The following is a 20,610-nucleotide window of genomic DNA, read 5'->3' as shown; positions in this document are numbered from 1 at the left end:
ATGGTGCCATACCCTTCGCGTGCCGAGTCGGTTGTCGCCCCGACACGCGGGGGATGCGTCTTGCGCGACATTAGTCCGCATCGCTAGCGTTGGTCCTGCCGCGCGGGCTATGCGGGTGTGTCTTCGGGTGACACCTCCGTGGTCGCTCCGTGCGGTGGATGCACCCCCGGCGGGCGCGAGCCACGCGTACCTGTCGTGACAGCCCCCGCGATCGTTGCCGCGATCAGCGGGGGTTGTTCGCGTCCGGACCTTTCCCTCCCTTAACGATTGTTCATCCACACTCTGGGACCGCCGTGCCAGAGATCGGGACAGCGGACTACAGTCGGGCGGGTCTCGACGATTGAGGGAGTGGACGTGACGGTGGCGCGGATCGCGGTTGTGGCCGGCGACGGCATCGGGACCGAAGTGACCGCGGAAGCCCGCAAGGTGATCGAGGCCGTCCTCCCCGACACGGAGTTCGACGACTACGACCTGGGTGCGCGCTTCTACAACCGCACCAAGGAAGTCCTGCCGCAGGCCATCGAGGACGAGCTGGCGGCGCACGACGCCATCCTGCTCGGCGCCATCGGTGACCCCAGCGTCCCGCCGGGCGTGCTCGAGCGTGGCCTGCTGCTCAAGCTCCGCTTCGACTTCGACCAGTACGTCAACCTGCGCCCCTCCCGGCTCTGGCCCGGAACGACCAGCCCGCTCTCCGGCATCAAGCCCGGCGAGATCGACATGGTCGTCGTCCGCGAGGGCACCGAGGGTCTCTACGTCGGTGCCGGTGGTGTCCTCCACAAGAACACCCCCGCCGAGATCGCGACCGAGGAGAGCCTGAACACCCGGCACGGTGTCGAGCGGGTCATCCGCGACGCGTTCGGCCGGGCGCAGCGCCGCGAGCGCCGCCACCTCACCCTCGTGCACAAGACCAACGTGCTCACGCACGCGGGCGGGCTCTGGGCGCGCACTTTCGCCGCCGTCGCCGCCGAGTTCCCCGACGTGACCACGGAATACCAGCACATCGACGCCGCGAGCATGTTCCTGGTGAGCAACCCGCAGCGGTACGACGTGGTGGTGACCGACAACCTCTTCGGTGACATCCTCACCGACATCGCCGCTGCCGTGACCGGTGGCATCGGCATGGCCGCCAGCGGCTCCGTCAACCCGGAGCGCAAGTACCCGTCGACCTTCGAGCCGGTGCACGGCTCCGCGCCGGACATCGCCGGCCAGGGCATCGCCGACCCGGCGGCCGCCATCCTCTCCGCGTCGCTGCTGCTCGAGCACCTCGGGCACACCGACGAGGCCCGACGAGTATCCGAGGCGGTCGCCGCCGAGGTCGCGTCCCGCACACCGGGCGCCTCGCTGCGTACCGCCGAGGTCGGAGACCGGGTCGCCGCCACCGCGGCCGCCTGACCTCACCTTCACCCCGTCTCCCGCCCGGTGACCCGGGCGGTCGATGACGTGCACCCTGAGCCGGTCGGCTTTGAACGACCGTTCGGGGTAAGTTCCTTGGAGCACTACGGGTGCTACCTCTTTGTTCTTCGTGACAGAAAGCAGGTCAACTGCCATGAGTGGTGGTGACAACCTCGACTTCGAGATCCGTCCGCACCCGGCGCCCGTAAGTGACGCGGACCGCGCGACACTGCTGGCCAACCCGGGCTTCGGCCGGATCTTCACCGACCACATGGTCACCATCCGCTATGCGGAGGGGAAGGGCTGGTACGAGCCCCGGGTGGAGGCGCGCGCGCCGATCCCGATGGACCCGGCCGCGGCTGTGCTGCACTACGCGCAGGAGATCTTCGAGGGCCTGAAGGCGTACACGACGCCGGACGGCGGTGTGGCGATGTTCCGCCCGGACGCCAACGCGGCCCGGTTCGGGCAGTCGGCCCAGCGCATGGCGATGCCGGTGCTGCCGCAGCCGACGTTCCTCGAGTCGCTGAGCCAGCTCATCAAGATCGACAAGCGGTGGATCCCGGAGAGCGACGAGGGCAGCCTCTACCTGCGCCCGTTCGCGTACGCGAGCGAGGTTTTCCTCGGAGTGCGCCCGGCGATGGAATACCTGTACCTGGTGATCGCCTCGCCGGTCGGCGCCTACTTCAGCGGCGGTGTGAAGCCGGTGACTGTGTGGGTCACGCCCGACTACACGCGTGCGGCGCCCGGTGGCACCGGTGCGGCGAAGTGCGGCGGCAACTACGCCGCCGGTCTCTCCGCGCAGGCCGAGGCGATCGAGCACGGCTGTGACCAGGTGGTCTACCTCGACGCGGTGGAGCGGAAGTACGTCGACGAGCTCGGCGGCATGAACATCGTCTTCGTCCAGGACGACGGTTCGCTGGTGACGCCGCCGCTGACCGGCACGATCCTGCCCGGCATCACCCGTGACTCGATCCTCAAGCTGGCGCAGCGGGCCGGTCGCAAGGTCGAGGAGCGCCCGGTCAGCTTCGACGAGTGGCGTGACGGCGCCGCGTCGGGCCGGATCCGCGAGGCGTTCGCGTGTGGCACCGCCGCGGTGATCACGCCGATCGGCACGGTCCGCCACCCGGACGGCGAGTTCACCGTCGCGGACGGCGGCTCGGGTGAGGTCACGATGGCGCTGCGCCAGGAGCTGGGCGACATCCAGCGGGGCCGCGCCGAGGACCCGTTCGGCTGGGTGCACCGGGTTCTCTAGCCGGCCAGCTCGGTCAGCACCGCGTCCGCGTCGGGCATACCGTTGATCTCGGTCTGCACGGCGCGGGCGTTTGCCGTCAGGACCGGGTCGTCGAGCAGCCGGAGCGCCGCCGCACGAACGGTCTCGGCGGTCAGCTCCGCCGGTGGCACGACGATGGCAACTCCCGCCCGCTCGGCGGTGGCGCCGTTGACGAACTGGTCTGCGCCCTGCGGCAGGACCAGATGCGGCAGGCCGTGACAGAGCGCCGCGACGATCGTCCCGGCGCCACCCTGGGTGACCAGGCCAGAGCACCGGGGCAGCACCAGGGCGTGCGGGGCGAAGTCGGTCAGGAAGACGTTCGGCGGCTGGGGTCCGAGCCGGGCCGGATCGCTGCCCGGGCCGACTGTGACCAGGACGTTGACCGGCAGGTCCCGCAGAGGTCGCCGTACCGTGCTCCGAACCACTCCCACGCCTCACCCGGCAGCGGGCCCAGCCCGTGCACCAGGTGCCGGGCGCCGGTCCGTGCGGCGGCCACGGCACCGGCCAGTTCGGTCACCGGATGCACGACCAGGTCGGGCTTCCACTGCTCGGCGCGTGGCACCAGCTCGGCGGCCCGTGCGAAAGCCGCGGCGCCGAACATGCTGCTGATCACCGTGGCCATCCGCTGGTCCGGGGCGACCGCCGCCAGGTCCGGACCCCGGGAGCGGAAGGCGGCGTCCGCCTCTGCGCGGCTCGGGCCGACCTCCCAGGTCGCCAGGCCGCGCCGGCGAGCCTCGATGACGCCCTCTGCGCCGGTCGCGACGATGACGTCGTGGCCCGCGCGCTGGGCGGCACGGATCAGCGGCAGCAGCGGGAGGAGATGTCCGTGTGCCGGCCAGGTGCTGACGAGGACTCGCATGCGTCGCAGTAGACACCCCCGGCGGCAGGGGGTCTGTCAGCTGGACGTCAGCAGGTGGTCGCGCATCGCCGCGATCTGATCGGTGCTGAGGCCGATCTCGCGGACGTACTTCTCGACCGAGCCGTACCGGTCGCGCAGGTCGCCGAGGAAGAGCAGCATGGCGTCCTGCGGGCAGTCGAACATGTGGTATTTGTCCTGCACCAGGTCGGGTTTGGTGCGCATCAGGTAGGCCGTCAGCGACGCCATCGCGACCTCGGTCAGCGCGTAGTCCTGGGCGATGTCCGCATCGGACACTCCGAGCAGTGAGAGCGTGAGCGCGCAGACCACGCCGGTGCGGTCCTTGCCGGCCATGCAGTGCACGACAACCGGCGCCGCCTCGGGGTCGGCGATCAGGCTCAGCGCCGCCGCCAGGCCTTCCTGGCCGTCCTCGGCGAAGTTGAGGTAGCGGTCGGCCAGCCAGCGCTCGTGCGGCAGCGACGGTGCGACGGTGTCCCAGTCGATGTGCTTCACCACGAGGTTGTGATAGGCGAGGCCCTCGGCCTCGGGGACCCGGCCGTGCTCCTCGACCTCGAAGACCCGGCGCAGGTCGATGACGCTCCGGACGCCCAGGTCGCTGAAGGTCTGCAGGTCGTCGCCCTTGAGCCGGTGCAGGGAGTCGGCGCGGAACAGGCGCCGCCACCTCACCGTGCGATTGTCGAGGCCGGCGTAACCACCGACGTCGCGGAAGTTGTAGCTGGCGGAGAACGTCACGGTGCGGGGATATTCGTCGGCCACCCGTTCAACCTAACGGGCGACCGCTCACCCCCGCCGTCCCGGATTCTGGACTTTTATCTCACACCGCGATCCTGAGTGGCATGCTTCGGGACGTGACCCACTCCGTGCTGATTATTCGCACCTAGCGCGCCGGCTGACTTTTTCGCCGACGTGCCGACCTCCCGCATCCGCGGGGGGTCTTTTTGTTGGGTCGTCAGTCTCGGAAAGGAACCTCCCATGACCTATCAGGTGTTCGACACGACGTTGCGCGACGGCGGGCAACGCGAGGGCATCAGCTACTCGGTCGTCGACAAGCTCGCGGTCGCCCGGTTGCTGGACGAGTTCGGGGTCGGCTTCATCGAGGGCGGCTGGCCGGGTGCGATGCCCAAGGACACCGAGTTCTTCGCCCGCGCCAAGAACGAGCTCGAGCTGAAGAACGCGGTGCTCGTGGCGTTCGGGGCGACCCGCAAGGCGAACGTCGACGTGGGTACGGACCCGCAGGTCAAGGCCCTGCTGGACGCCGAGACACCGGTTGTCTGCGTGGTGGCCAAGTCCGACATCCGGCACGTCGAGCGGGCGCTGCGCACCACCGGCGAGGAAAACCTGGCCATGGTCCGGGACACCGTCGAGCACCTGGTCGCCAACGGCCGCCGTGCGTTTGTCGACTGCGAGCACTTCTTCGACGGCTTCCGCTACGACCCCGACTACACCGCCTCCGTCGTCCAGGCCGCGTTCGAGGCCGGCGCCGAGCGGGTGGTCATGTGTGACACCAACGGCGGCATGCTCCCGTCGATGATCACCGCGGTGATCCAGGACCTGGTCCGGCGGACCGGCGTGGCACCCGATCAGCTCGGCATCCACTGCCAGAACGACACGTCCTGCGCGGTCGCCAACACCGTCGCCGCCGTCGAGGCGGGCGTCGAACACTTCCAGTGCACGGCCAACGGGTACGGCGAGCGGCCGGGCAACGCCGACCTCTTCGCCGTCGTCAGCAACCTGCAACTCAAGCTCGGGCTGAAGGTCCTACCGGACGGCTGCCTCGAGAAGGCGACGCGGGTGTCCTCCGCGCTCGCCGAGATCGCCAACATCGCCCCCGACACCCACCAGGCCTACGTCGGGGCCGCGGCATTCGCTCACAAGGCGGGGCTGCACGCGAGCGCGATCAAGGTGGATCCGCTGCTCTACAACCACGTCGACCCGTCGGTGGTGGGCAACGACATGCGGATCCTGGTGACCGAGATGGCCGGCCGGGCCAGCATCGAGCTCAAGAGCCGTGAGCTCGGTCTGGACCTGGCCGGCCACCCGGACACCCTCACCGCCGTGACCCGCAAGGTCAAGGACCTGGAGGCGGGTGGCTGGTCCTTCGAGGCCGCCGACGCTTCCTTCGAGCTCCTGGTACGCAGTGAGCTCCCCGGCGAGGACTTCGTCCGCCCGTTCGCGCTGGAGTCCTACCGGGTGCAGGTCGAGCACCGTGAGGACGGCGCAGTGGTCTCGGAGGCCACCGTCAAGGTGCGTGTCCGCGGTGAGCGCATCATCGCGACCGCCGAGGGCAACGGCCCGGTCAACGCCCTCGACGAGGCGCTGCGGGTGGCACTCTCCAAGCACTACCCGGAGCTGAAGACATTCGAGCTGGCCGACTTCAAGGTCCGCATCCTGGAGGGCTCGCACGGCTCGAACGCGATCACCCGCGTCCTGGTCGAGACGAGCGACGGCCGCCGCGACTGGACGACCGTCGGTGTCCACGAGAACGTCGTCGAGGCGAGCTGGAAGGCCCTGACCGACGCCCTCACCTACGGCCTGGCCCGCACCACCACGTCCGCCTGATCCCGTCAGTCGCGCCTGGTCATCACCCGTAGCGTGATGGCCAGGCCGGCGGCGCACCAGACGGCCAGCACGGCGAACGGCAGCACGGTGATGCCTCCGGGCGGCGAGGTCAGCGTCTCGCGGACGGCCTGGGCCATGTACTGGAACGGCAGCACCTCGTGCACCGCCCGCAGCCACTCCGGCAGGCGGTCGGCGGGGAAGTTGATCGGCGAGAACATCAGCGCGACGAACACGATCGCCTGGGAGATCACGCTCGTCAGCGAGGGCGACAGCGCGTACGCCATGGCAAAGCCGATCGTCGTCGCCGTCAGCGCCACCAGCAGCATCGCCGGCAACACCCACCAGCTGACGTGCAGGTTCAGGTCGAAGCGCAGCACGGCCGCGAGCAGTCCGAGCACCAGTCCCGGCGCCCCGGGGAGCAGCCACGTGGTCACATCGGCGGCCAGCACGGCGGTCCGGGGTACCGGAAGGGTCCGGTTGTAGGTGAAAGTGCCCTCGGTCTTGGACTGCGCGACGAGTTGCGGCGCCATCACCATGCCGATCGTGATCAGCCCGAGTGTCGGTGCGCCGGTCGAGAGGTAGAGCGCCGTCGCCGGGTCGATGGACGGCAGCAGGTAGGCGAAGCCGACGACGATCCCGACCGCCAGGAACACCTGGACGACCAGGACCATCGGCAGCAGATAGCGCAGGCGGATCACCGACCAGCGCAGCAGGAGCAGATAACTACGCAACCAACTCCGCGTCATGCCGGGCCTCCTCGGTCTCGGTCAGCCCGACGTAGACGTCCTCGAGGCTGGTGGGGTTGAGCGAAAAACGCGCCGGCAGGCTGTGGGCCCAGGCGGCCGCGAGGGCCCGTCGGCCGCGGCCAGTGAGAGGACGAGCCGGTCGCCGTCGCGGCGGACCGTGCGGGCCCACAGCGGTGGTGCGGGATCCGCCCCGGGCAGCCACACCTCGAGCCGCATCTCCTGATCCGTCGCCAGGGACGCGGGTGTGCCGGCCGCGGTCACCCGGCCCTGGCTGAGCACCACGACCCGGTCGATCGCGCGTTCGGCCTCGGTGATGTTGTGGGTGACCAGCACCACCGCCCGATCCTCGGTGGCGAGGGCACGCACCTGCTCCCACAGCAGGCGGCGGCGCACCGGGTCGACGTCGTTGGTGGGCTCGTCCAGCATCACCAGACCGCCCGGCTCGACGATCGCCATGGAGAACGCCGTCAGCCGCCGGACACCACCGGACAGCCGTTCGCCGGGCTGGTCGGCCCACTCCTCGATGTCGAGCGCCGCCAGCAGTTCCGCGGTCCGTCGCTGGACCACGCGGCGCTTTCCGCCCCTGATCCGGCCCACGATCTCGATCGCCTGGCGGGCGGTCACCCCGGTCAGTGGTGCCTGCGCCTGCGGCTGGAAGGAGCACACCTTTCTCGCGTACGCGGGGTCGGCGACCGGGTCCCGGCCGAGCAGGGTGATGTGGCCGCCGGTCGGCCGGACCAGGCCGACGATCTGACTGAGCAGAGTGGTCTTGCCGGCGCCGTTGTGCCCGAGCAGGCCCAGCACCTCACCCGCCGCGACGTCCAGGCTGATGCCGTCGTTGGCGCGCGCGCCGCGGCGGTAGACCTTGGTCAGGTTCTCGATGTGCAGCACGATCGCCTCACATACCCTTCGGTATTCGGATACCACTCAGTATCTGGATACTGCTGGGAATGTCAACGGGTAGGTTGGTGCCATGACCGAGCGACTCACCCGCGCGCAGCAGCAGGAGCGCACCCGCGAGCGCCTTCTCAACGCCGCCGAGACCCTCATCGGCGACCGCGGCATCCACCAGACGTCGCTCGACCAGATCGCGGCGGCTGCCGGTCTGACCAAGGGCGCGATCTACGCCAACTTCGGCAGCAAAAAAGAGCTGATCGCCGCGATCCTGGACCGCAAGCTGACCTCGGACGACGGCGAGCCGCACGAGCCGCTGTCGTCCCTGGACAGGTGGGCGAGTTCGCTCGGTGACAGTTACTCGGTCAACGTCGAGCGGCCGGAGATCCGCCGCTTCGCACTGGCAATGATCGAGCTGTGGCTCTACGGCATGCGCGAGGACGCCGGCCGCGCACCGGTCGCCGAATGGCTGCGCACTATCCGCGCGCTGAACAGCAAAAAAGCGGAGTCGCTCGCGACCGGCGAGCTCCCGATGCCCGTCGACCAGCTTTCCGCCTTGATGACAGCCCTGGACATCGGCGTCGCGATGCAGCACTACCTCGACCCCGAGGCGGTCCCGCCGGAGGTCTACCGCGCCGGCCTCGAAGCCGTCATGCGCCGCCCGGAGGCGTCTACACCGCCGGGAGTCTGAGGCCGGCGACGATCGCGCGGTGGTCGCTGCCCGGGATGGTGTGGACGCTGACCGCGCCGACGCCGAGGCGTTTGTCCGCGAGGACGTGGTCGATAGTCACCGGCGGCAGCGGGTCGCCGTCGTAGGGGCCCCACGTGCCGATCAGGCCCTGGCCGGCCGCGTCCGCCGCGTCGCGGTAGCCGCTGCTGATCAGGTCGCGGAGCGGTGCGTGGTCGAGGGTCGAGTTGAAGTCGCCGAGCAGGATGCGGGGGACACCTTTCGGGTCCGCGCGCGGTTCCTCGCCGAGGTCGTTCCGCCACTGGTTCAAGATCTCGATCGAGTACGGGGCCAGCGGATGCGCCGACTCCACCACCACGGCGGAGGCCCCGGGCGGCTGGATCGTCCCGTACGCCTGACGGAAGCCGCCGCCGTTCTGGCGTACGCCGGGCTCGGTGATCGGGAAGCGGGAGTAGAGCCCGGAGCCGCCGGCGCCGTACTCCGCACCCAGCGACGAGTAGGGCAGCAGCTCGCCGAGCCCGGCCGCCGCGAGCTGGGTCTGTGCGTTCGGGCTGAACTCCTGCAGCGCCAGCACCGCCACATCGTTCTCGCGGACGAGCCGGACGAGTTCGGCCGGGTCGGCGTTGCCGAAGAGCATGTTCGACGTCATGACGTGCAGGGCGACACCACCCTGCGGGCCGCGGTTGTTGTCGGGGAACGCCCGGGGCAGCACCATCACGGCGAAGAGGGCGACGGTGACCGTGGCGACCGCCGCGGCCAGCCAGCGCCGGGTCACGAGTGCGGCGAGCACCGGCATCACCGACCACGCCGCGACGTACGGGGTGAAGGCGAACAACTGCACGAGCGCGCCCTGCTCCCACCCGCCGAGGCGCAGCACCGCCCAGACCGTGCCGGGGAGCACCAGGAGCCACAGCAGCACCAGCCACACCACACGGCGTACCCGGACCGGTTTGGTCGTGGGTGCTGAGCTGGTGATCGTCATGAGGGCGACGCTATCCGCCGGGCGCCACCCTCACCGAACGATCCTGCCGCACGTCACATCATCGGTACGGGTTGAAGTTCTGCGCCGCCATCAGGAACCAGGACGTGGCGCCGACGTGCTGGCGGGTGAAGTAGCCGAACGCGAAGCCGGTGTCGAAGGCGCTGGTCGCGGCCACGATGCCGGAGCGGGCGGGCAGCGGTGTGCCGGTCCAGGTGCCGCCCTCGCCGGGGTTGGAGAGCTTGCCACCGTCGGCGTCCGCGGTCAGGCCGACGGTCTGGCCGGCACCGAGGTCCTGCTGCGCGACCGCGGTCTGCACGAGCAGGCGCTTGGCCCGGGCGGCGTCCCCGCGCCCGTCGCGCTTGAGCAGGGCCAGCGCGGTGTGACCGTTGCCCTCGAGCCAGACGGCGTTGCGGTTGTTGGGCAGGGTGCTGCCGGAGACGGTCCCGGTGAGGACCTTCGCCTGGCTGCTGTAGGTCACGCCGGAAACGGTCCCGTCGGTGTTCGACAGGTTGTCGAGGACCCAGTCGACGGCACCTTCGTGGCGGCGTTCGCCCACGCTGAGCAGCGCCCAGGTCTGCACGTCCTCGGGGATGTTGCCGGTGTTGACGAGGTTGGGGTCCTCACCCTCGACACCACCGAGCGTGCCGGTCCAGTAGTACCCGCCGGTGCGGTTCCACATGGCGCGGACGAAGGCGCCCGCCTCCGTGGCCCGGGTGATCCAGCGGCGGTCCTTGGTCAGCTTGGCCAGGAGCGCGAACAGCCCGTACGCGTCGATGTTGTGCTCGGTCGACGACCACTTCTGCGCGGTCTCGCCGTCACCCTGGAGACCACCGTGGTAGCCGCCGTAGTGGTACGGGGACTGCCGGTCCGCGATCCAGTGCCCGAGCCGGACGGCGCCGTCGAGGTACTTGGTGATCCGCGTGTCGATGTAGAGCTGTGCCAGTGCGAGGGCCACCCACGCCATGTCGCCGGTCGACGAGCCGCCGAAGCCGTACGGCCACAGAAAAGCCGCCTTGCCGTCCTCGCGCTTGAGGCCGGGGAAGTACGGGCCGCCGCCGTAGAAGAGCATCGGCCCCGCGGCGTACGCCTGACGCACCCGCCCGTCGGTGTACTTCTCGTCGTTGTCCTGGATCCACAGCAGGGCGTCGCCGATGAGCCGGGCCCGCCGCACGTTCGCGACCGTCGGGTTGGCCAGGTAGGCCAGCGCCGCGAGGGCGTTGTCGTAGACAAAAGCGGTCGTCATCAACTCGCTCTCGTTGTTGTAGCTCTGCAGCAGGCGCGGCTCACCACCCTTCACGTACGCGTCCTGCACGACGTCGAGGTAGTGGCAGGCGCGGCCGACCGGCCCGGCCAGGCTGCGGTCCACCAGGTGCCGGGGCGCGCAGCTGCCCGCGGCCGCCGCGGACTGCGGGACCAGCAGGGGCGCGGCGACAGTGGCAGCAGCCGCGGCGGCCGGCAGCGCGAGCAGGCTGCGGCGGGAGAGGGGGCCGGACGCAGACGTGACGTTGGTGGGCATCGGGGGCGGACTCCAAACCGGTCGTGAGAGCGCTCTCAGGAAGAGCGCTGGGCGCCATTGAAACGCCTGCGTCACGCCGTGGCAATACCTGGGCCGCCATCAATGTGACGGCGGCCCAGAAATGCCGGGATCAGACCTCGACGTCGACGATCTCGCCGATGCCACTGGCCACGAGTTCGTCGCGGATCGAGGCGGCGTCACCCTCCACGACCAGCGTCAAACCCTCCGGGTGGAGGTGTTGCTGTGCGGCGGCCGAGACGTCCGCGACCGTCGCGTCGAGCAGGTCCCGCCGCAGCGTCGCGTAGTAGTCGTCGGGCAGTCCGTGCACCACCAGCGTCGCCAGCGAGCCCGCGATCGAGCCCGGCGTCTGCATGTCGACCGTGAGCTGCCCGGCCCGCCAGGTCCGGCCGACCGCCAGCTCCTCCTCGGTCACGCCCTCCTGCCAGGTACGGGTGATCTCGCCGACCGTGTCGACCAGCGCCGGAGCGGTCACGGCCGTCTGCACCGAGGTGCTGACCCCGAACCGCCCGAACCGCCGCGTCATCGCGAAGTCGGCGCGGATGCCGTACGTGTAGCCCTTGACCTCGCGGATCAGGTGGTTGAGCCGCGAGGTGAACGCCCCGCCCAGCACCGTGGCCGCGAGGGTCATCGGCACGTAGTCCGGGTGCGCGCGTTCCGGGGCGCGGTGCCCCAGACGCAGTGTCGACTGCACCGAACCGGGCCGGTCGACCAGCAGCACACGACGAGCCGAGCCGACCGTCGCCGGCAGCGGCAGGGCCGGTGTCAGCGGCGAACCGGACGTGCCCGCGAACGCGGCGGCACCGAGCTCGGCCAGGTCGAGACGTGCCAGGTCACCGGCGACGAGCAGCACACCCGCCCGCTGGAACCACGACTTGTGGAACTCGACCACGTCCTCGGCGGTCACCGCCGCCACCGACGTGGGATCACCGTGCAACGGGCGGCCGTAACGCTCACCGGCACCGAACAGGTCCATCCGCAGCGCGGCATCCGCCCGCGGACCGGGCTGCGCCCAGTCCATCCGCAGCCCGGTGACCTCGTCGTCCCGCACCCGCAGGACATCGGCCGGGTCCAGGCGCGGGGTCCGTGCCGCCTCCGCCAGCAGGGCGACAGCCCGGGGCAGCAGAGCCGACGGTACGGACACACCGACGCGGAACGCATCCCAGTCGACCGACGTGGAGAGCTCGGCACCCAGGCCCTCCAGGGCGAGCGCAAACGCCGCCGAGTCGCGGGCCGAGGTGCCCTCCTCGAGGCACTTGGCGAGCACGGTGGCCGTGCCCTCGCGTCCCGCGGTCTCCCGGGCGCCACCGGCGTCGAGCAGCAGCGCGGCGGTCGCGAGATGCTGGCCGGGCATGTGCGCGGCGACAACCTCACCGCCGGCCACCGACACCCGCTGGATCGCCGGGAACGTGTACGGCCGGGCCTCACCCGCACCGGGACGGGTTGCCACGAGGCTCATGCTTCGGTCCCTTCTTCGGGCAGGTACGTCAGAGTCACGCGAGATTCGGCGTTCAGCGTGCGTGCGGCGTCGGTGATGTCCTGGGCCGTCACGGCCAGCCACTGCGGCAGCCGGTAGGCCGCGCTCGACGCGTCACCGAACTGCGTCGCGTACCGGCTGAGGGTGTCGGCGCGACCGCCGACTGTGGACATCTGGCGCCACCACGAGGTGGTGAGCAGGGCCTTGGCGCGTTCGAGCTCGGCCTCGGTGACCGGCTCGGTGGCCATGCTGTCCAGCACCTCGGCCACACCCGCCTCCAGCGTCGCGGCGTCCACGCCGTCCTTGGCCGTGGCCGTCACGATCAGCGGCGCGGGCGCGTGCGCAAGATCCACGCCGTAGGCGCCGATGTAGTCCGGCTGCGCGATCCGCGAACCGTCGGCCAGCCGCTGGTAGAGACGGCTGCCGCGGCCGCTGCCGAGCACGGTCGACAGCACGGTGATCGCGTCGTACCCGGCCGTACCGAACGGGTGGGTACGGTGCGACAGGTAGATCCGCGGTGCCGGGACCTTGCCGGTGACAGTCTCCCGCACCGGCTCGCCGGCCGGGCCGGTGATGTGCCCGCGCGGCGCCGGCGGGATGTCGGAGACCGCCTCGATCACGCCGAAATACTTCTCGGCGAGTGCAAAGACCTCGGCCGGAGAGACGTCGCCGGCGACGGTCAGCACGGCGTTGTTCGGGGCGTAGTACTGCTGGTGGAACGCCTTGAAGGTCTCCAGGCTGGCGGCGTTCAGGTCCTCCATCGACCCGATCGTCGCGTGGTGATAGGGATGCCCCGGCGGGTAGAGCAGCGGGAGCAGGCGCAGCCACGCGTCGCCGTACGGCACGTTGTCGTACCGCTGGCGGCGCTCGTTCTTGACGACCTCCCGCTGGTTGTCGAGCGTCTCCTGGGTCAGCGCCGGCACCAGACCGCCCATGCGGTCCGCCTCCAGCCACAATCCCAGCTCGAGGTGCTCGACCGGCAGCGTCTCGAAATAGTTGGTGCGGTCCGGGTTGGTCGTCGCGTTGAGCGAGCCGCCGGAGCCCTGCACCAGCTTCATGTGCTCGGTCTTGGCGACGTGCTGCGATCCCTCGAACATCAGGTGCTCGAAGAGGTGCGCAAAGCCGGTCTGACCGGCGGGTTCGTGCCGTGATCCCACGTCGTACCAGAGGTTCACGCACACCACGGGCGCGCTGTGATCCTCACTGACGACCACCCGCAGCCCGTTGTCCAGGCGCGAGGTTTCGATGGGCCACGGATAGCCGGTCTCGGCGACCGGTGCGGGCTGAGCAGACACGCAACCTCCCTGTAGCGGCTTCCGCCCACCGGCGGTGCCGCGACCCAGTATTCCGTCTTTGCAGGTCGGTGCGCTCCTTCGGTGCGCTTTCGGCCCTTCTTGATGTCATCGGTACCAGGGCGGGCGCTCGGCGCATCCCCCAAGTCCCGGGCGCCCGCCCCCGCACCTTTGCCCAAGAGCACTTGCTGAAGAGGGGACCCATGACAGACATCGCAGCCGACACGGACACGCGGATGCTCGAGCAGACGCTGTTCGAGGTCAAGAAAGTGATCGTGGGCCAGGACCGGCTCGTCGAGCGGCTCATGACGGCACTCCTGGCCGGCGGGCACTGCCTGCTCGAAGGCGTACCCGGGGTGGCCAAGACCCTGGCCGCGGAGACGCTGGCCGTCGCGGTCGGCGGCAGTTTCCACCGCATCCAGTTCACTCCGGACCTGGTGCCCTCCGACATCCTCGGCACCCGGATCTACCGGGCGTCCAAGGAGAACTTCGACGTCGAGCTCGGGCCCGTGATGGCCAATCTGGTGCTGGCGGACGAGATCAACCGGGCGCCGGCGAAGGTCCAATCGGCGTTGCTCGAGGTGATGGCCGAGGGTCACGTCTCGATCGGTGGCCGGACCTACCAGACGCCGCAGCCGTTCCTGGTGCTCGCCACCCAGAACCCGATCGAGAGCGAGGGTGTCTACCAGCTGCCCGAGGCGCAGCGTGACCGGTTCCTGATGCGGGTGGTCGTCGGTTACCCGACCGACCAGGACGAGCTCGGGATCCTCTACCGGATGGGCGGCGTGCGGCCGACGGCCCGTCCGGTGCTGGACACCGGGAAGCTCCTGGCCCTTCAGGCCCGTGCCCGGGATGTCTTCGTGCATCACGCCCTGGCCGAGTACGTGGTGCGGCTCGTTCTCGCGACCCGGGACCCGGCGCGTTTCGGGCTGCCGGAGCTGGCCGGTCAGCTGGCGTACGGCGCCAGCCCCCGCGCGACGCTCGGACTGGTGGCCGCGGGCCGGGCGCTGGCACTGCTGCGCGGACGGGACTACGTGCTGCCGGGCGACCTGCTCGACATCGCACCGGACGTGCTCGCCCACCGACTCGTCCTCTCCTTCGACGCCGTCGCCGATGGCATCGAAGCCGAGTCGATCATCGCCCGCATCGTCGAATCCGTACCGCTCCCGGTGATCGCTCCGGCTCAGGAGCAGCAGGGGCCCGGCTTGGGGATCGCGGCATGACCGACTGCACCGGACGAAGGCGACGTAGGAAGGGCCAGAAGGGCATGCCCGGTGGTGCAGGATGAACGAGGGTGCGTCGATCAACGAGCTGGCGCCGGAGCGGCGGCTGCGGCGGCTCGAGCTCATGGTCACCCGGCGGCTCGACGGGATGCTGCACGGCTCGTACCTGGGTCTGCTGCCTGGCATCGGCAGCGAGCCCGCCGGCAGCCGGGAGTACCGGCCCGGTGAGGACGAGGTCCGGCGCATGGACTGGTCCGTCACCGCGCGGACTGCCGTGGCACACGTCCGGCAGGTCGACGCGGATCGCGAACTGGCCAGCTGGATCCTGGTCGACGCCTCGGCCAGCATGGACTTCGGCACCGCCGAGTTCGAGAAGCGGGAGCTCGCCGTCGCCTCGGTGGCAGCGGTCGGCTTCCTCACCGCCGGGCACGGCAACCGGCTGGGCGCGCACCTGCTCGGCCCCGGTGGCGTACGCCGTTTCCCGGCGCGCAGCGGCCGCACTCACCTGCTCGGCATGCTGCGCACCCTGATGGCGGTGCCCCGGGCGCTGCCCGCGACCGACCCGGTACCGCTGGCCGAGGCGATCGACGGGCTGCACCGTGCAGTCCACCGCCGTGGTCTCGTCGTGATCGTCTCGGACTTCCTCGACGGTCTCGACGACGACGGGCTGGGCCCCGGCGCACCCGACTGGGAACAGCCGATGCGCCGCCTCGCGGCCCGGCACCAGGTGCTCGCCGTCCAGATCAGCGACCCGCGTGAGCAGGAGTTGCCGGACGTGGGCCTGCTGACCGTCGTCGACCCGGAGACGGGACGCCGGCGGGAGGTGCCCACGGCCAGCCGCAAACTGCGCGAACGCTACGCGGCCGCGGCGGCCACCCAGCAGGCCTCGATCGCCGGGGCGTTGCGGCGTACCGGCGCCGGCCACCTTCCACTTCGGACGGACCGCGACTGGGTCGCGGACATCGTCCGGCACGTCCACGCCCAGCGGCGCCTGGGCCGAGCATCCCGAACAGGAGCAAGACCATGACGTGGCTGTCACCGGAACGGCTGTGGCTGCTCGTGGCCGTCGCGGCGCTTGCTGTCGCGTACGTCGTGATGCAGCGGCGGCGGAGCAGGTACGCCGTGCGGTTCACCAATCTCAAGCTGCTCGACCGGGTCGCGCCGAAACGTCCGCAGTGGCGCCGGCACGTTCCCGCCGGGCTGTTCCTGGCCATGCTGGCGTTGCTCGTCGTGGGCTTCGCCCAGCCGCAGGCCGAGGTGCAGGTGCCCCGCGAACGCGCCACGGTGCTCGTCGCCGTCGACGTCTCCCGGTCGATGCTGGCCACGGACGTCGACCCCGACCGGCTCACCGCCGCGAAGGCCGCCGCCCGCGAATTTGTCGCCAACCTCCCGCCGGAGTTCAACGTCGGACTGGTCGGCTTCGCCGGTACGGCGTCGGTGTTCGTGCCGCCGGTCACCGACCGTGCGGCGGTCGACGCCGGCATCGACCGCCTCTCTGAGGGCACGGCCGGTCGGGCCGGTACGGCCATCGGCGACGCGATCGCCACGTCGCTGGACGCTATCCGCACCCTCGACGCCGAAGCCGGTGAGGACGTGCCGCCCGCCCGGGTGGTGGTGCTCTCCGACGGCGCGAACACCGCGGGACAGGACCCGGCCGACGCGGCCACCCTGGCCACCGAGCTGGGCGTACCCGTCGACGCGATCTCGTTCGGGACTGCCAACGGCACGATCGGGGGCAGTGCGCTCGGCGGTGGCACCGGGGGCGGCGGTCAGCCCGTACCGGTCGACGGGCAGACGCTGCAGGCGGTCGCCGACGCGACCGGCGGCAACTACTTCGAGGCCGGCAGCGCGGACGAGTTGCGAGCCGCTTACGCCGACATCGGCAGTTCGGTGGGCTACGAGACCGAGACGCAGGACATCTCGGCCCGGTTCATCGGCTTCGGGCTGGCCCTGGCGGTCCTCGCCGCGCTGGCTTCCATGTTCTGGTTCGCCCGCCTCCCGTAGAAGGAGAACACCATGTCGGCACCTGGATTGGGCGGGGCACCTCGGGGACCCGAGTTCATCTCGCCCGGCTTCGACGAGCGCGCTCCGGGCGTACCGTCGCACGCTCTTGATCCGAGACCCGCGGGGACCGCAAGGAAGTGGCCGCTCTTCGCGGCTGCCGGTCTCGCCCTGGTCGCGGTCTCCGCCGGTACGGGCGGAGCGGCCGGATATCTCGCCGGATCCACCCCGGAGGCCGGCGAACCCACCGCAGGCTCGTCGACCGCACCGGCACCGCCCGGGGTGCCCTCCGACCTGGTCGGCGCCGCCGCACGGGCCCTTCCCGGGGTGGTGTCCGTGCAGGTCCGCACCGGTTCGGGCGGTGCATCCGGGTCGGGCTTCGTCTTCGACGACCGCGGGCACATCGTCACCAACAACCACGTGGTGGCCGGTGGCGGCGGTTCGGTGAGTGTTGTCGGCTCCGACGGGCGCAGGCTCACCGCCGAGGTGGTGGGCACCGACCCCAACAGTGACATAGCGGTGTTGCGGGTCACGCCCTCCAGCGCACTGCGGCCGCTGGATCTGGCCGACCTGAGCGCCACCCGGGTCGGTGAGCCGGTGCTGGCGGTCGGCTCCCCGCTCGGCCTCAGCGGCACGGTCACCGCGGGCATCGTCAGCGCGCTCGACCGGCAGGTCCGGCTGGGCGGCACGGTACGCCAGACCGCGGTCCAGACCGATGCGTCGGTGAACCCCGGCAATTCGGGTGGACCACTCGTCAACGCCCGGGAAGAAGTGATCGGCGTGAACACCGCAATTGCGACGCTCGAAGGCGGCGGATCCATCGGGATCGGCTTCGCCGTGCCCATCGACCGGGCCCAGCAGGTGGCAACAACCCTCATCGGCCGTGGATAGTCGACAGATGCGGCTGCTGGTGGTGGAGGACGAGGAAGACCTGGCCGAGGGACTGCGGGTGGGTCTCGCCCGGACGGGTTACGCGGTCGACGTCGCGGGTGACGCGGCCGAGGCGTACGACCGGCTGACCGTGAACGAGTACGACCTGATGCTGCTCGACATCAACCTGCCCGACGGCGACGGCTTCACCCTGTGCCGCTCGCTGCGCAACGGTGAGGTCGCCACCCCGGGCGACGGCGACCTGCGGGTGCTGATGCTCACCGCCCGCGGCGGCCTCGAGGATCGTGTCCGCGGTCTGGACGAAGGTGCCGACGACTATCTGGTGAAGCCGTTCGCCCTGGCCGAACTCCTGGCCCGGGTGCGGGCGCTGCTCCGGCGCGACACGGCCGGCCGGTCCGCGGTGCTGACCGTCGGCGACATCGTGCTGGACGTCGCCCGGCACGTCGTCACCCTGGGCGGCGAGCGGCTCGCGGTGACACCCAAGGAGTTCGGCGTCCTGGAATACCTGATGACCCGGCCCGGGCACGTCGTGTCGAGCGAGGAGTTGCTCGAGCACGTCTGGGACGCCAACGCGGACCCGTTCACCCAGACCGTCCGCGTGACGGTCGGCACCCTGCGCCGCAAGCTCGGAGAGGGCTCGATCGAGACGGTGGTCGGCCGGGGCTACCGGCTGGGCGAGTCGTGAAACGGCCGGAGCTGTTCCGGTCGATCCGGTTCCGGCTGACCATGCTCTATTCCACACTGCTGTTCGCCCTGGCGGGGGCGGCGCTCGCGATCACCTACTTCGCGGTCGCCGCCACCACGAACCCGCAGCAGATCAACGAGCGACAGGCCTACGTCAAGGACGGCCGCGTCGTGGTCGACCGGATCCAGGTCGCCGATGTGCGCGAGATCGAAGCCGCGATCAACTACAACACCCTGCAGACCCTGCGTACGTACTCGCTCATCGCCCTCGCCGGTCTGTTCTTCGTCAGCCTGGGCATCGGCTGGGTGCTCTCCGGCCGGGCCCTGCGCCCGGTCGGAGCGATCACCCGCACCACCCGCGAGATCCAGGCCACCGACCTGTCCCGCCGCATCCGCCTCCAGGGCCCCCGTGACGAGCTGCGCGACCTGGCCGACACGATCGACTCCATGCTGGATCGCCTCGACGACGCCTTCCAGGCCCAGCGGCAGCTCATCGACGACGCGTCGCACGAGCTGCGCAGCCCCCTGGCGATCATCCGGACCAATCTCGACGCCTCGCTGACCGTCCCGGAAGCCACCCCCGACGAACGCGACCGCGCGGTGGCCGTCGTCGACCGGGCCACCACCCGGATGTCCCGCCTGGTCGAGGACCTGCTGGCCACCGCCCGCCGCGACGCCGACTCGATGACCGACGTCGACGTCGACCTGTCGGCCGTTGCCCGGGAGGCGGGCGAGGAGTCGTTCATCCCCGAGCGGATCCTCACCCTTCGCTACGTCCTGACCGACGACCTGCACCTGATCGGGGACGCCGACGCGCTCCGCCGGGCCGTCGGCAACCTGCTCTCCAATGCCGTACGCCTGGCTCCGACGTCCTCGACCGTGACGGTCGCGACCGGCCGGATCGGCTCGTGGTTGTGGATCGCGGTCGCCGACCAGGGGCCGGGCATCGCACCCGACGACCTGTCGCGCGTCTTCGACCGCTTCTGGCGCGGCGCCGCTGCTGCCCACTCCGGCGCCCGTTCCCGTGAACGTCGGACCGGCCTCGGTTTGGCCATCGTCCGGCAGATCGTCGAGTCCCACGGCGGTCAGGTCGCAGCCTTCTCCACCCTCGGGGTGGGCAGCACCTTCGTGCTGTGGCTGCCTGCCGCGGGCCGTACCGACGAGGAACCACCGCCCGCGATCAGCCCGTGGACGTGATGCTGCTGCGCAACGCCTCACGGAACGCGCGCACCCGCGGCTGCTGACCCGCGCCGCTGCGCACACCGGTGAAGAGCCGCCGCCGTGGCCGCCCCGGCAGGTGATGCAGCCGCACCGCGCCGGGTGAACTGCCGGCCCAGAGCAGATCCGGCAGGAACGCGACCGCGTGCCCGGTCTCGACCAGCCGCACCTGCAGCAACAGGTCGCCGCTGGAGAAACGAACATCCGGCTCGAAGCCCGCGCTGCGGCACGTGTTCCGCGCCCACTGCCCCGGGATGATGTTGCCCGGATCGAAGACGAACGGCGCCCCGGCCAGCTCGGACAACTCGCCCCGGCTCCACGGCCCGTCCGGCGGAACAGCAAACCGCATCTCGTCGGAGGTGAGGTCCTCCTCGTCGACACCGTCCAGCCGCGGCTGCGCCAGACCCGGGTACTCCTCACCGAGCACCAGATCGAAGTCGTGGGCGACCAGCCCGGCAAATGCGTCGTGGGCCTCCGCCTGCGTGAGCTGAACCCGCAACGCGGGATGCCGCTCGGCGACCAGCGACAGGGCCGTCGGCACCAGCGCCAGCATCACCGACTGGAACGACGCCACCCGCAGAGTGCCCGTGACTTCCGTCATGCTCCGGGCCAGATCAGCCTCGGCTAGCTCCAGTCGTTCGAGGATCACCTCGGTGTGGCGTACCAGGATCCGGGCCTGCTCGGTCAGTCGCACACCCCGCCCGACATGCTCCAGCAGCGTCGTCCCGGTCTCCGCCTCCAGCTGCGTGAGCTGCTGCGAAATGGCCGAAGGACTGTAGGACAACGCCCGGGCGACGGCCGCGAGAGTGCCCCGCCGGTCGAGCTCGCGGAGCAGCCGCAGCCGATGAATGTCCAGCATCGCTAACCATTATCGCTCAGAAA

General features: G+C 70.6%; 20 protein-coding genes. 10 read left to right on the top strand and 10 right to left on the bottom strand.

What is annotated here, in order from left to right; genetic code table 11:
* Window positions 1-360: 360 nt before the first annotated feature.
* Entirely contained in the window at window positions 361-1,392 is a 1,032-nt protein-coding gene (locus AFR_RS37045) for a 3-isopropylmalate dehydrogenase (RefSeq protein ID WP_023561962.1), read from the top strand.
* A 154-nt stretch (window positions 1,393-1,546) separates the two neighbouring features.
* On the top strand, window positions 1,547-2,644 hold the full coding sequence (locus tag AFR_RS37040) for a branched-chain amino acid aminotransferase (protein ID WP_023561961.1): 1,098 nt from the start codon (window positions 1,547-1,549) through the stop codon (window positions 2,642-2,644).
* On the opposite strand, the gene AFR_RS37035 is transcribed toward AFR_RS37040, so the two are convergent.
* Genes AFR_RS37035 through AFR_RS37025 form a run of 3 tightly spaced genes read right to left on the bottom strand, consistent with a single transcriptional unit; the run spans window position 2,641 to window position 4,295 of the window.
* Window positions 2,641-3,087, bottom strand: coding sequence for a glycosyltransferase (locus AFR_RS37035; RefSeq protein ID WP_238547418.1), 447 nt, complete (start codon window positions 3,085-3,087; stop codon window positions 2,641-2,643). The genes AFR_RS37040 and AFR_RS37035 overlap by 4 nt on opposite strands.
* Window positions 2,970-3,521: a glycosyltransferase family protein gene (locus AFR_RS48200; RefSeq protein ID WP_041841417.1), complete on the bottom strand. Its 552-nt coding sequence runs from the start codon at window positions 3,519-3,521 to the stop codon at window positions 2,970-2,972. The genes AFR_RS37035 and AFR_RS48200 overlap by 118 nt, the downstream gene beginning before the upstream one ends.
* A gap of 36 nt (window positions 3,522-3,557) precedes the next feature.
* Window positions 3,558-4,295, bottom strand: a complete 738-nt coding sequence (locus AFR_RS37025) for a tyrosine-protein phosphatase (RefSeq protein ID WP_023561960.1) — start codon at window positions 4,293-4,295, stop codon at window positions 3,558-3,560.
* Window positions 4,296-4,511: 216 nt separating this feature from the next.
* On the opposite strand from AFR_RS37025, the gene cimA reads away from it, so the two are divergent.
* A complete protein-coding gene (cimA, locus tag AFR_RS37020) occupies window positions 4,512-6,098 on the top strand; it encodes a citramalate synthase (protein ID WP_023561959.1) in 1,587 nt (528 codons plus the stop codon).
* Window positions 6,099-6,103: 5 nt separating this feature from the next.
* Here cimA and AFR_RS37015 read toward each other — a convergent pair whose 3' ends face one another.
* The gene (locus tag AFR_RS37015; protein WP_023561958.1) at window positions 6,104-6,844 is read right to left on the bottom strand and encodes an ABC transporter permease; all 741 of its coding nucleotides are present in this window, start codon (window positions 6,842-6,844) and stop codon (window positions 6,104-6,106) included.
* 21 nt (window positions 6,845-6,865) lie between these two features.
* Complete coding sequence (locus AFR_RS37010) at window positions 6,866-7,735, bottom strand: ABC transporter ATP-binding protein (protein WP_023561957.1); 870 nt, start codon at window positions 7,733-7,735, stop codon at window positions 6,866-6,868.
* An 82-nt stretch (window positions 7,736-7,817) separates the two neighbouring features.
* Here AFR_RS37010 and AFR_RS37005 point away from each other — a divergent pair, with 82 nt between their 5' ends.
* Entirely contained in the window at window positions 7,818-8,429 is a 612-nt protein-coding gene (locus tag AFR_RS37005) for a TetR/AcrR family transcriptional regulator (RefSeq protein WP_023561956.1), read from the top strand.
* On the opposite strand, the gene AFR_RS37000 is transcribed toward AFR_RS37005, so the two are convergent.
* The 4 genes from AFR_RS37000 to AFR_RS36985 all read right to left on the bottom strand — a co-directional run bounded on the left by AFR_RS37000 (window position 8,410) and on the right by AFR_RS36985 (window position 13,714).
* Window positions 8,410-9,408: an endonuclease/exonuclease/phosphatase family protein gene (locus AFR_RS37000; RefSeq protein ID WP_023561955.1), complete on the bottom strand. Its 999-nt coding sequence runs from the start codon at window positions 9,406-9,408 to the stop codon at window positions 8,410-8,412. The genes AFR_RS37005 and AFR_RS37000 overlap by 20 nt on opposite strands.
* Before the next feature lie 58 nt (window positions 9,409-9,466).
* Window positions 9,467-10,924 carry a hypothetical protein gene (locus AFR_RS36995; RefSeq protein WP_023561954.1) on the bottom strand — a complete coding sequence of 486 codons (1,458 nt, stop codon included), beginning with the start codon at window positions 10,922-10,924 and terminating at the stop codon, window positions 9,467-9,469.
* Between the two features lie 130 nt (window positions 10,925-11,054).
* Complete coding sequence (locus AFR_RS36990) at window positions 11,055-12,401, bottom strand: M16 family metallopeptidase (protein ID WP_023561953.1); 1,347 nt, start codon at window positions 12,399-12,401, stop codon at window positions 11,055-11,057.
* The gene (locus AFR_RS36985) at window positions 12,398-13,714 is read right to left on the bottom strand and encodes a M16 family metallopeptidase (RefSeq protein WP_023561952.1); all 1,317 of its coding nucleotides are present in this window, start codon (window positions 13,712-13,714) and stop codon (window positions 12,398-12,400) included. The genes AFR_RS36990 and AFR_RS36985 overlap by 4 nt, the downstream gene beginning before the upstream one ends.
* 200 nt (window positions 13,715-13,914) lie before the next feature.
* Between AFR_RS36985 and AFR_RS36980 the strand changes: the two genes are divergently transcribed.
* The 6 genes from AFR_RS36980 to AFR_RS36955 all read left to right on the top strand — a co-directional run bounded on the left by AFR_RS36980 (window position 13,915) and on the right by AFR_RS36955 (window position 19,707).
* Window positions 13,915-14,934, top strand: a complete 1,020-nt coding sequence (locus AFR_RS36980) for an AAA family ATPase (protein ID WP_023561951.1) — start codon at window positions 13,915-13,917, stop codon at window positions 14,932-14,934.
* Window positions 14,935-14,995: 61 nt separating this feature from the next.
* Window positions 14,996-15,961: a DUF58 domain-containing protein gene (locus tag AFR_RS36975; RefSeq protein WP_023561950.1), complete on the top strand. Its 966-nt coding sequence runs from the start codon at window positions 14,996-14,998 to the stop codon at window positions 15,959-15,961.
* Window positions 15,958-16,938: a VWA domain-containing protein gene (locus AFR_RS36970; RefSeq protein WP_023561949.1), complete on the top strand. Its 981-nt coding sequence runs from the start codon at window positions 15,958-15,960 to the stop codon at window positions 16,936-16,938. The genes AFR_RS36975 and AFR_RS36970 overlap by 4 nt, the downstream gene beginning before the upstream one ends.
* A 12-nt stretch (window positions 16,939-16,950) precedes the next feature.
* Entirely contained in the window at window positions 16,951-17,826 is an 876-nt protein-coding gene (locus AFR_RS36965) for a S1C family serine protease (protein ID WP_041841416.1), read from the top strand.
* Between the two features lie 7 nt (window positions 17,827-17,833).
* Entirely contained in the window at window positions 17,834-18,511 is a 678-nt protein-coding gene (locus tag AFR_RS36960) for a response regulator transcription factor (protein ID WP_023561947.1), read from the top strand.
* Window positions 18,508-19,707, top strand: coding sequence for a sensor histidine kinase (locus AFR_RS36955; RefSeq protein WP_023561946.1), 1,200 nt, complete (start codon window positions 18,508-18,510; stop codon window positions 19,705-19,707). Before AFR_RS36960 ends, AFR_RS36955 begins: the two co-directional genes overlap by 4 nt.
* Here the strand turns inward: AFR_RS36955 and AFR_RS36950 are convergent.
* Window positions 19,691-20,587 (bottom strand): LysR family transcriptional regulator, encoded by an 897-nt coding sequence (locus AFR_RS36950; RefSeq protein ID WP_023561945.1) that lies wholly within the window; start codon window positions 20,585-20,587, stop codon window positions 19,691-19,693. The two genes, AFR_RS36955 and AFR_RS36950, sit on opposite strands and share 17 nt — an antisense overlap.
* Window positions 20,588-20,610: the final 23 nt, after the last annotated feature.

This window comes from Amorphoplanes friuliensis DSM 7358, assembly GCF_000494755.1.
GTDB lineage: Bacteria > Actinomycetota > Actinomycetes > Mycobacteriales > Micromonosporaceae > Actinoplanes > Actinoplanes friuliensis.
The sequence above is the reverse complement of the archived record's forward strand: the minus strand, read 5'-3'. Positions and strand labels throughout refer to the sequence as shown.

What these genes read in the sequence shown, in the direction of transcription:
- AFR_RS37040 (WP_023561961.1), top strand. Translation starts at nt 1,547, where the DNA reads ATGAGTGGTGGTGACAACCTCGACTTCGAGATCCGTCCGCACCCGGCG.
- AFR_RS48200 (WP_041841417.1), bottom strand. Translation starts at nt 3,521, where the DNA reads ATGCGAGTCCTCGTCAGCACCTGGCCGGCACACGGACATCTCCTCCCG.
- cimA (WP_023561959.1), top strand. Translation starts at nt 4,512, where the DNA reads ATGACCTATCAGGTGTTCGACACGACGTTGCGCGACGGCGGGCAACGC.
- AFR_RS37015 (WP_023561958.1), bottom strand. Translation starts at nt 6,844, where the DNA reads ATGACGCGGAGTTGGTTGCGTAGTTATCTGCTCCTGCTGCGCTGGTCG.
- AFR_RS37005 (WP_023561956.1), top strand. Translation starts at nt 7,818, where the DNA reads ATGACCGAGCGACTCACCCGCGCGCAGCAGCAGGAGCGCACCCGCGAG.
- AFR_RS37000 (WP_023561955.1), bottom strand. Translation starts at nt 9,408, where the DNA reads ATGACGATCACCAGCTCAGCACCCACGACCAAACCGGTCCGGGTACGC.
- AFR_RS36995 (WP_023561954.1), bottom strand. Translation starts at nt 10,924, where the DNA reads ATGCCCACCAACGTCACGTCTGCGTCCGGCCCCCTCTCCCGCCGCAGC.
- AFR_RS36990 (WP_023561953.1), bottom strand. Translation starts at nt 12,401, where the DNA reads ATGAGCCTCGTGGCAACCCGTCCCGGTGCGGGTGAGGCCCGGCCGTAC.
- AFR_RS36980 (WP_023561951.1), top strand. Translation starts at nt 13,915, where the DNA reads ATGACAGACATCGCAGCCGACACGGACACGCGGATGCTCGAGCAGACG.
- AFR_RS36975 (WP_023561950.1), top strand. Translation starts at nt 14,996, where the DNA reads ATGAACGAGGGTGCGTCGATCAACGAGCTGGCGCCGGAGCGGCGGCTG.
- AFR_RS36970 (WP_023561949.1), top strand. Translation starts at nt 15,958, where the DNA reads ATGACGTGGCTGTCACCGGAACGGCTGTGGCTGCTCGTGGCCGTCGCG.
- AFR_RS36965 (WP_041841416.1), top strand. Translation starts at nt 16,951, where the DNA reads ATGTCGGCACCTGGATTGGGCGGGGCACCTCGGGGACCCGAGTTCATC.
- AFR_RS36960 (WP_023561947.1), top strand. Translation starts at nt 17,834, where the DNA reads ATGCGGCTGCTGGTGGTGGAGGACGAGGAAGACCTGGCCGAGGGACTG.
- AFR_RS36950 (WP_023561945.1), bottom strand. Translation starts at nt 20,587, where the DNA reads ATGCTGGACATTCATCGGCTGCGGCTGCTCCGCGAGCTCGACCGGCGG.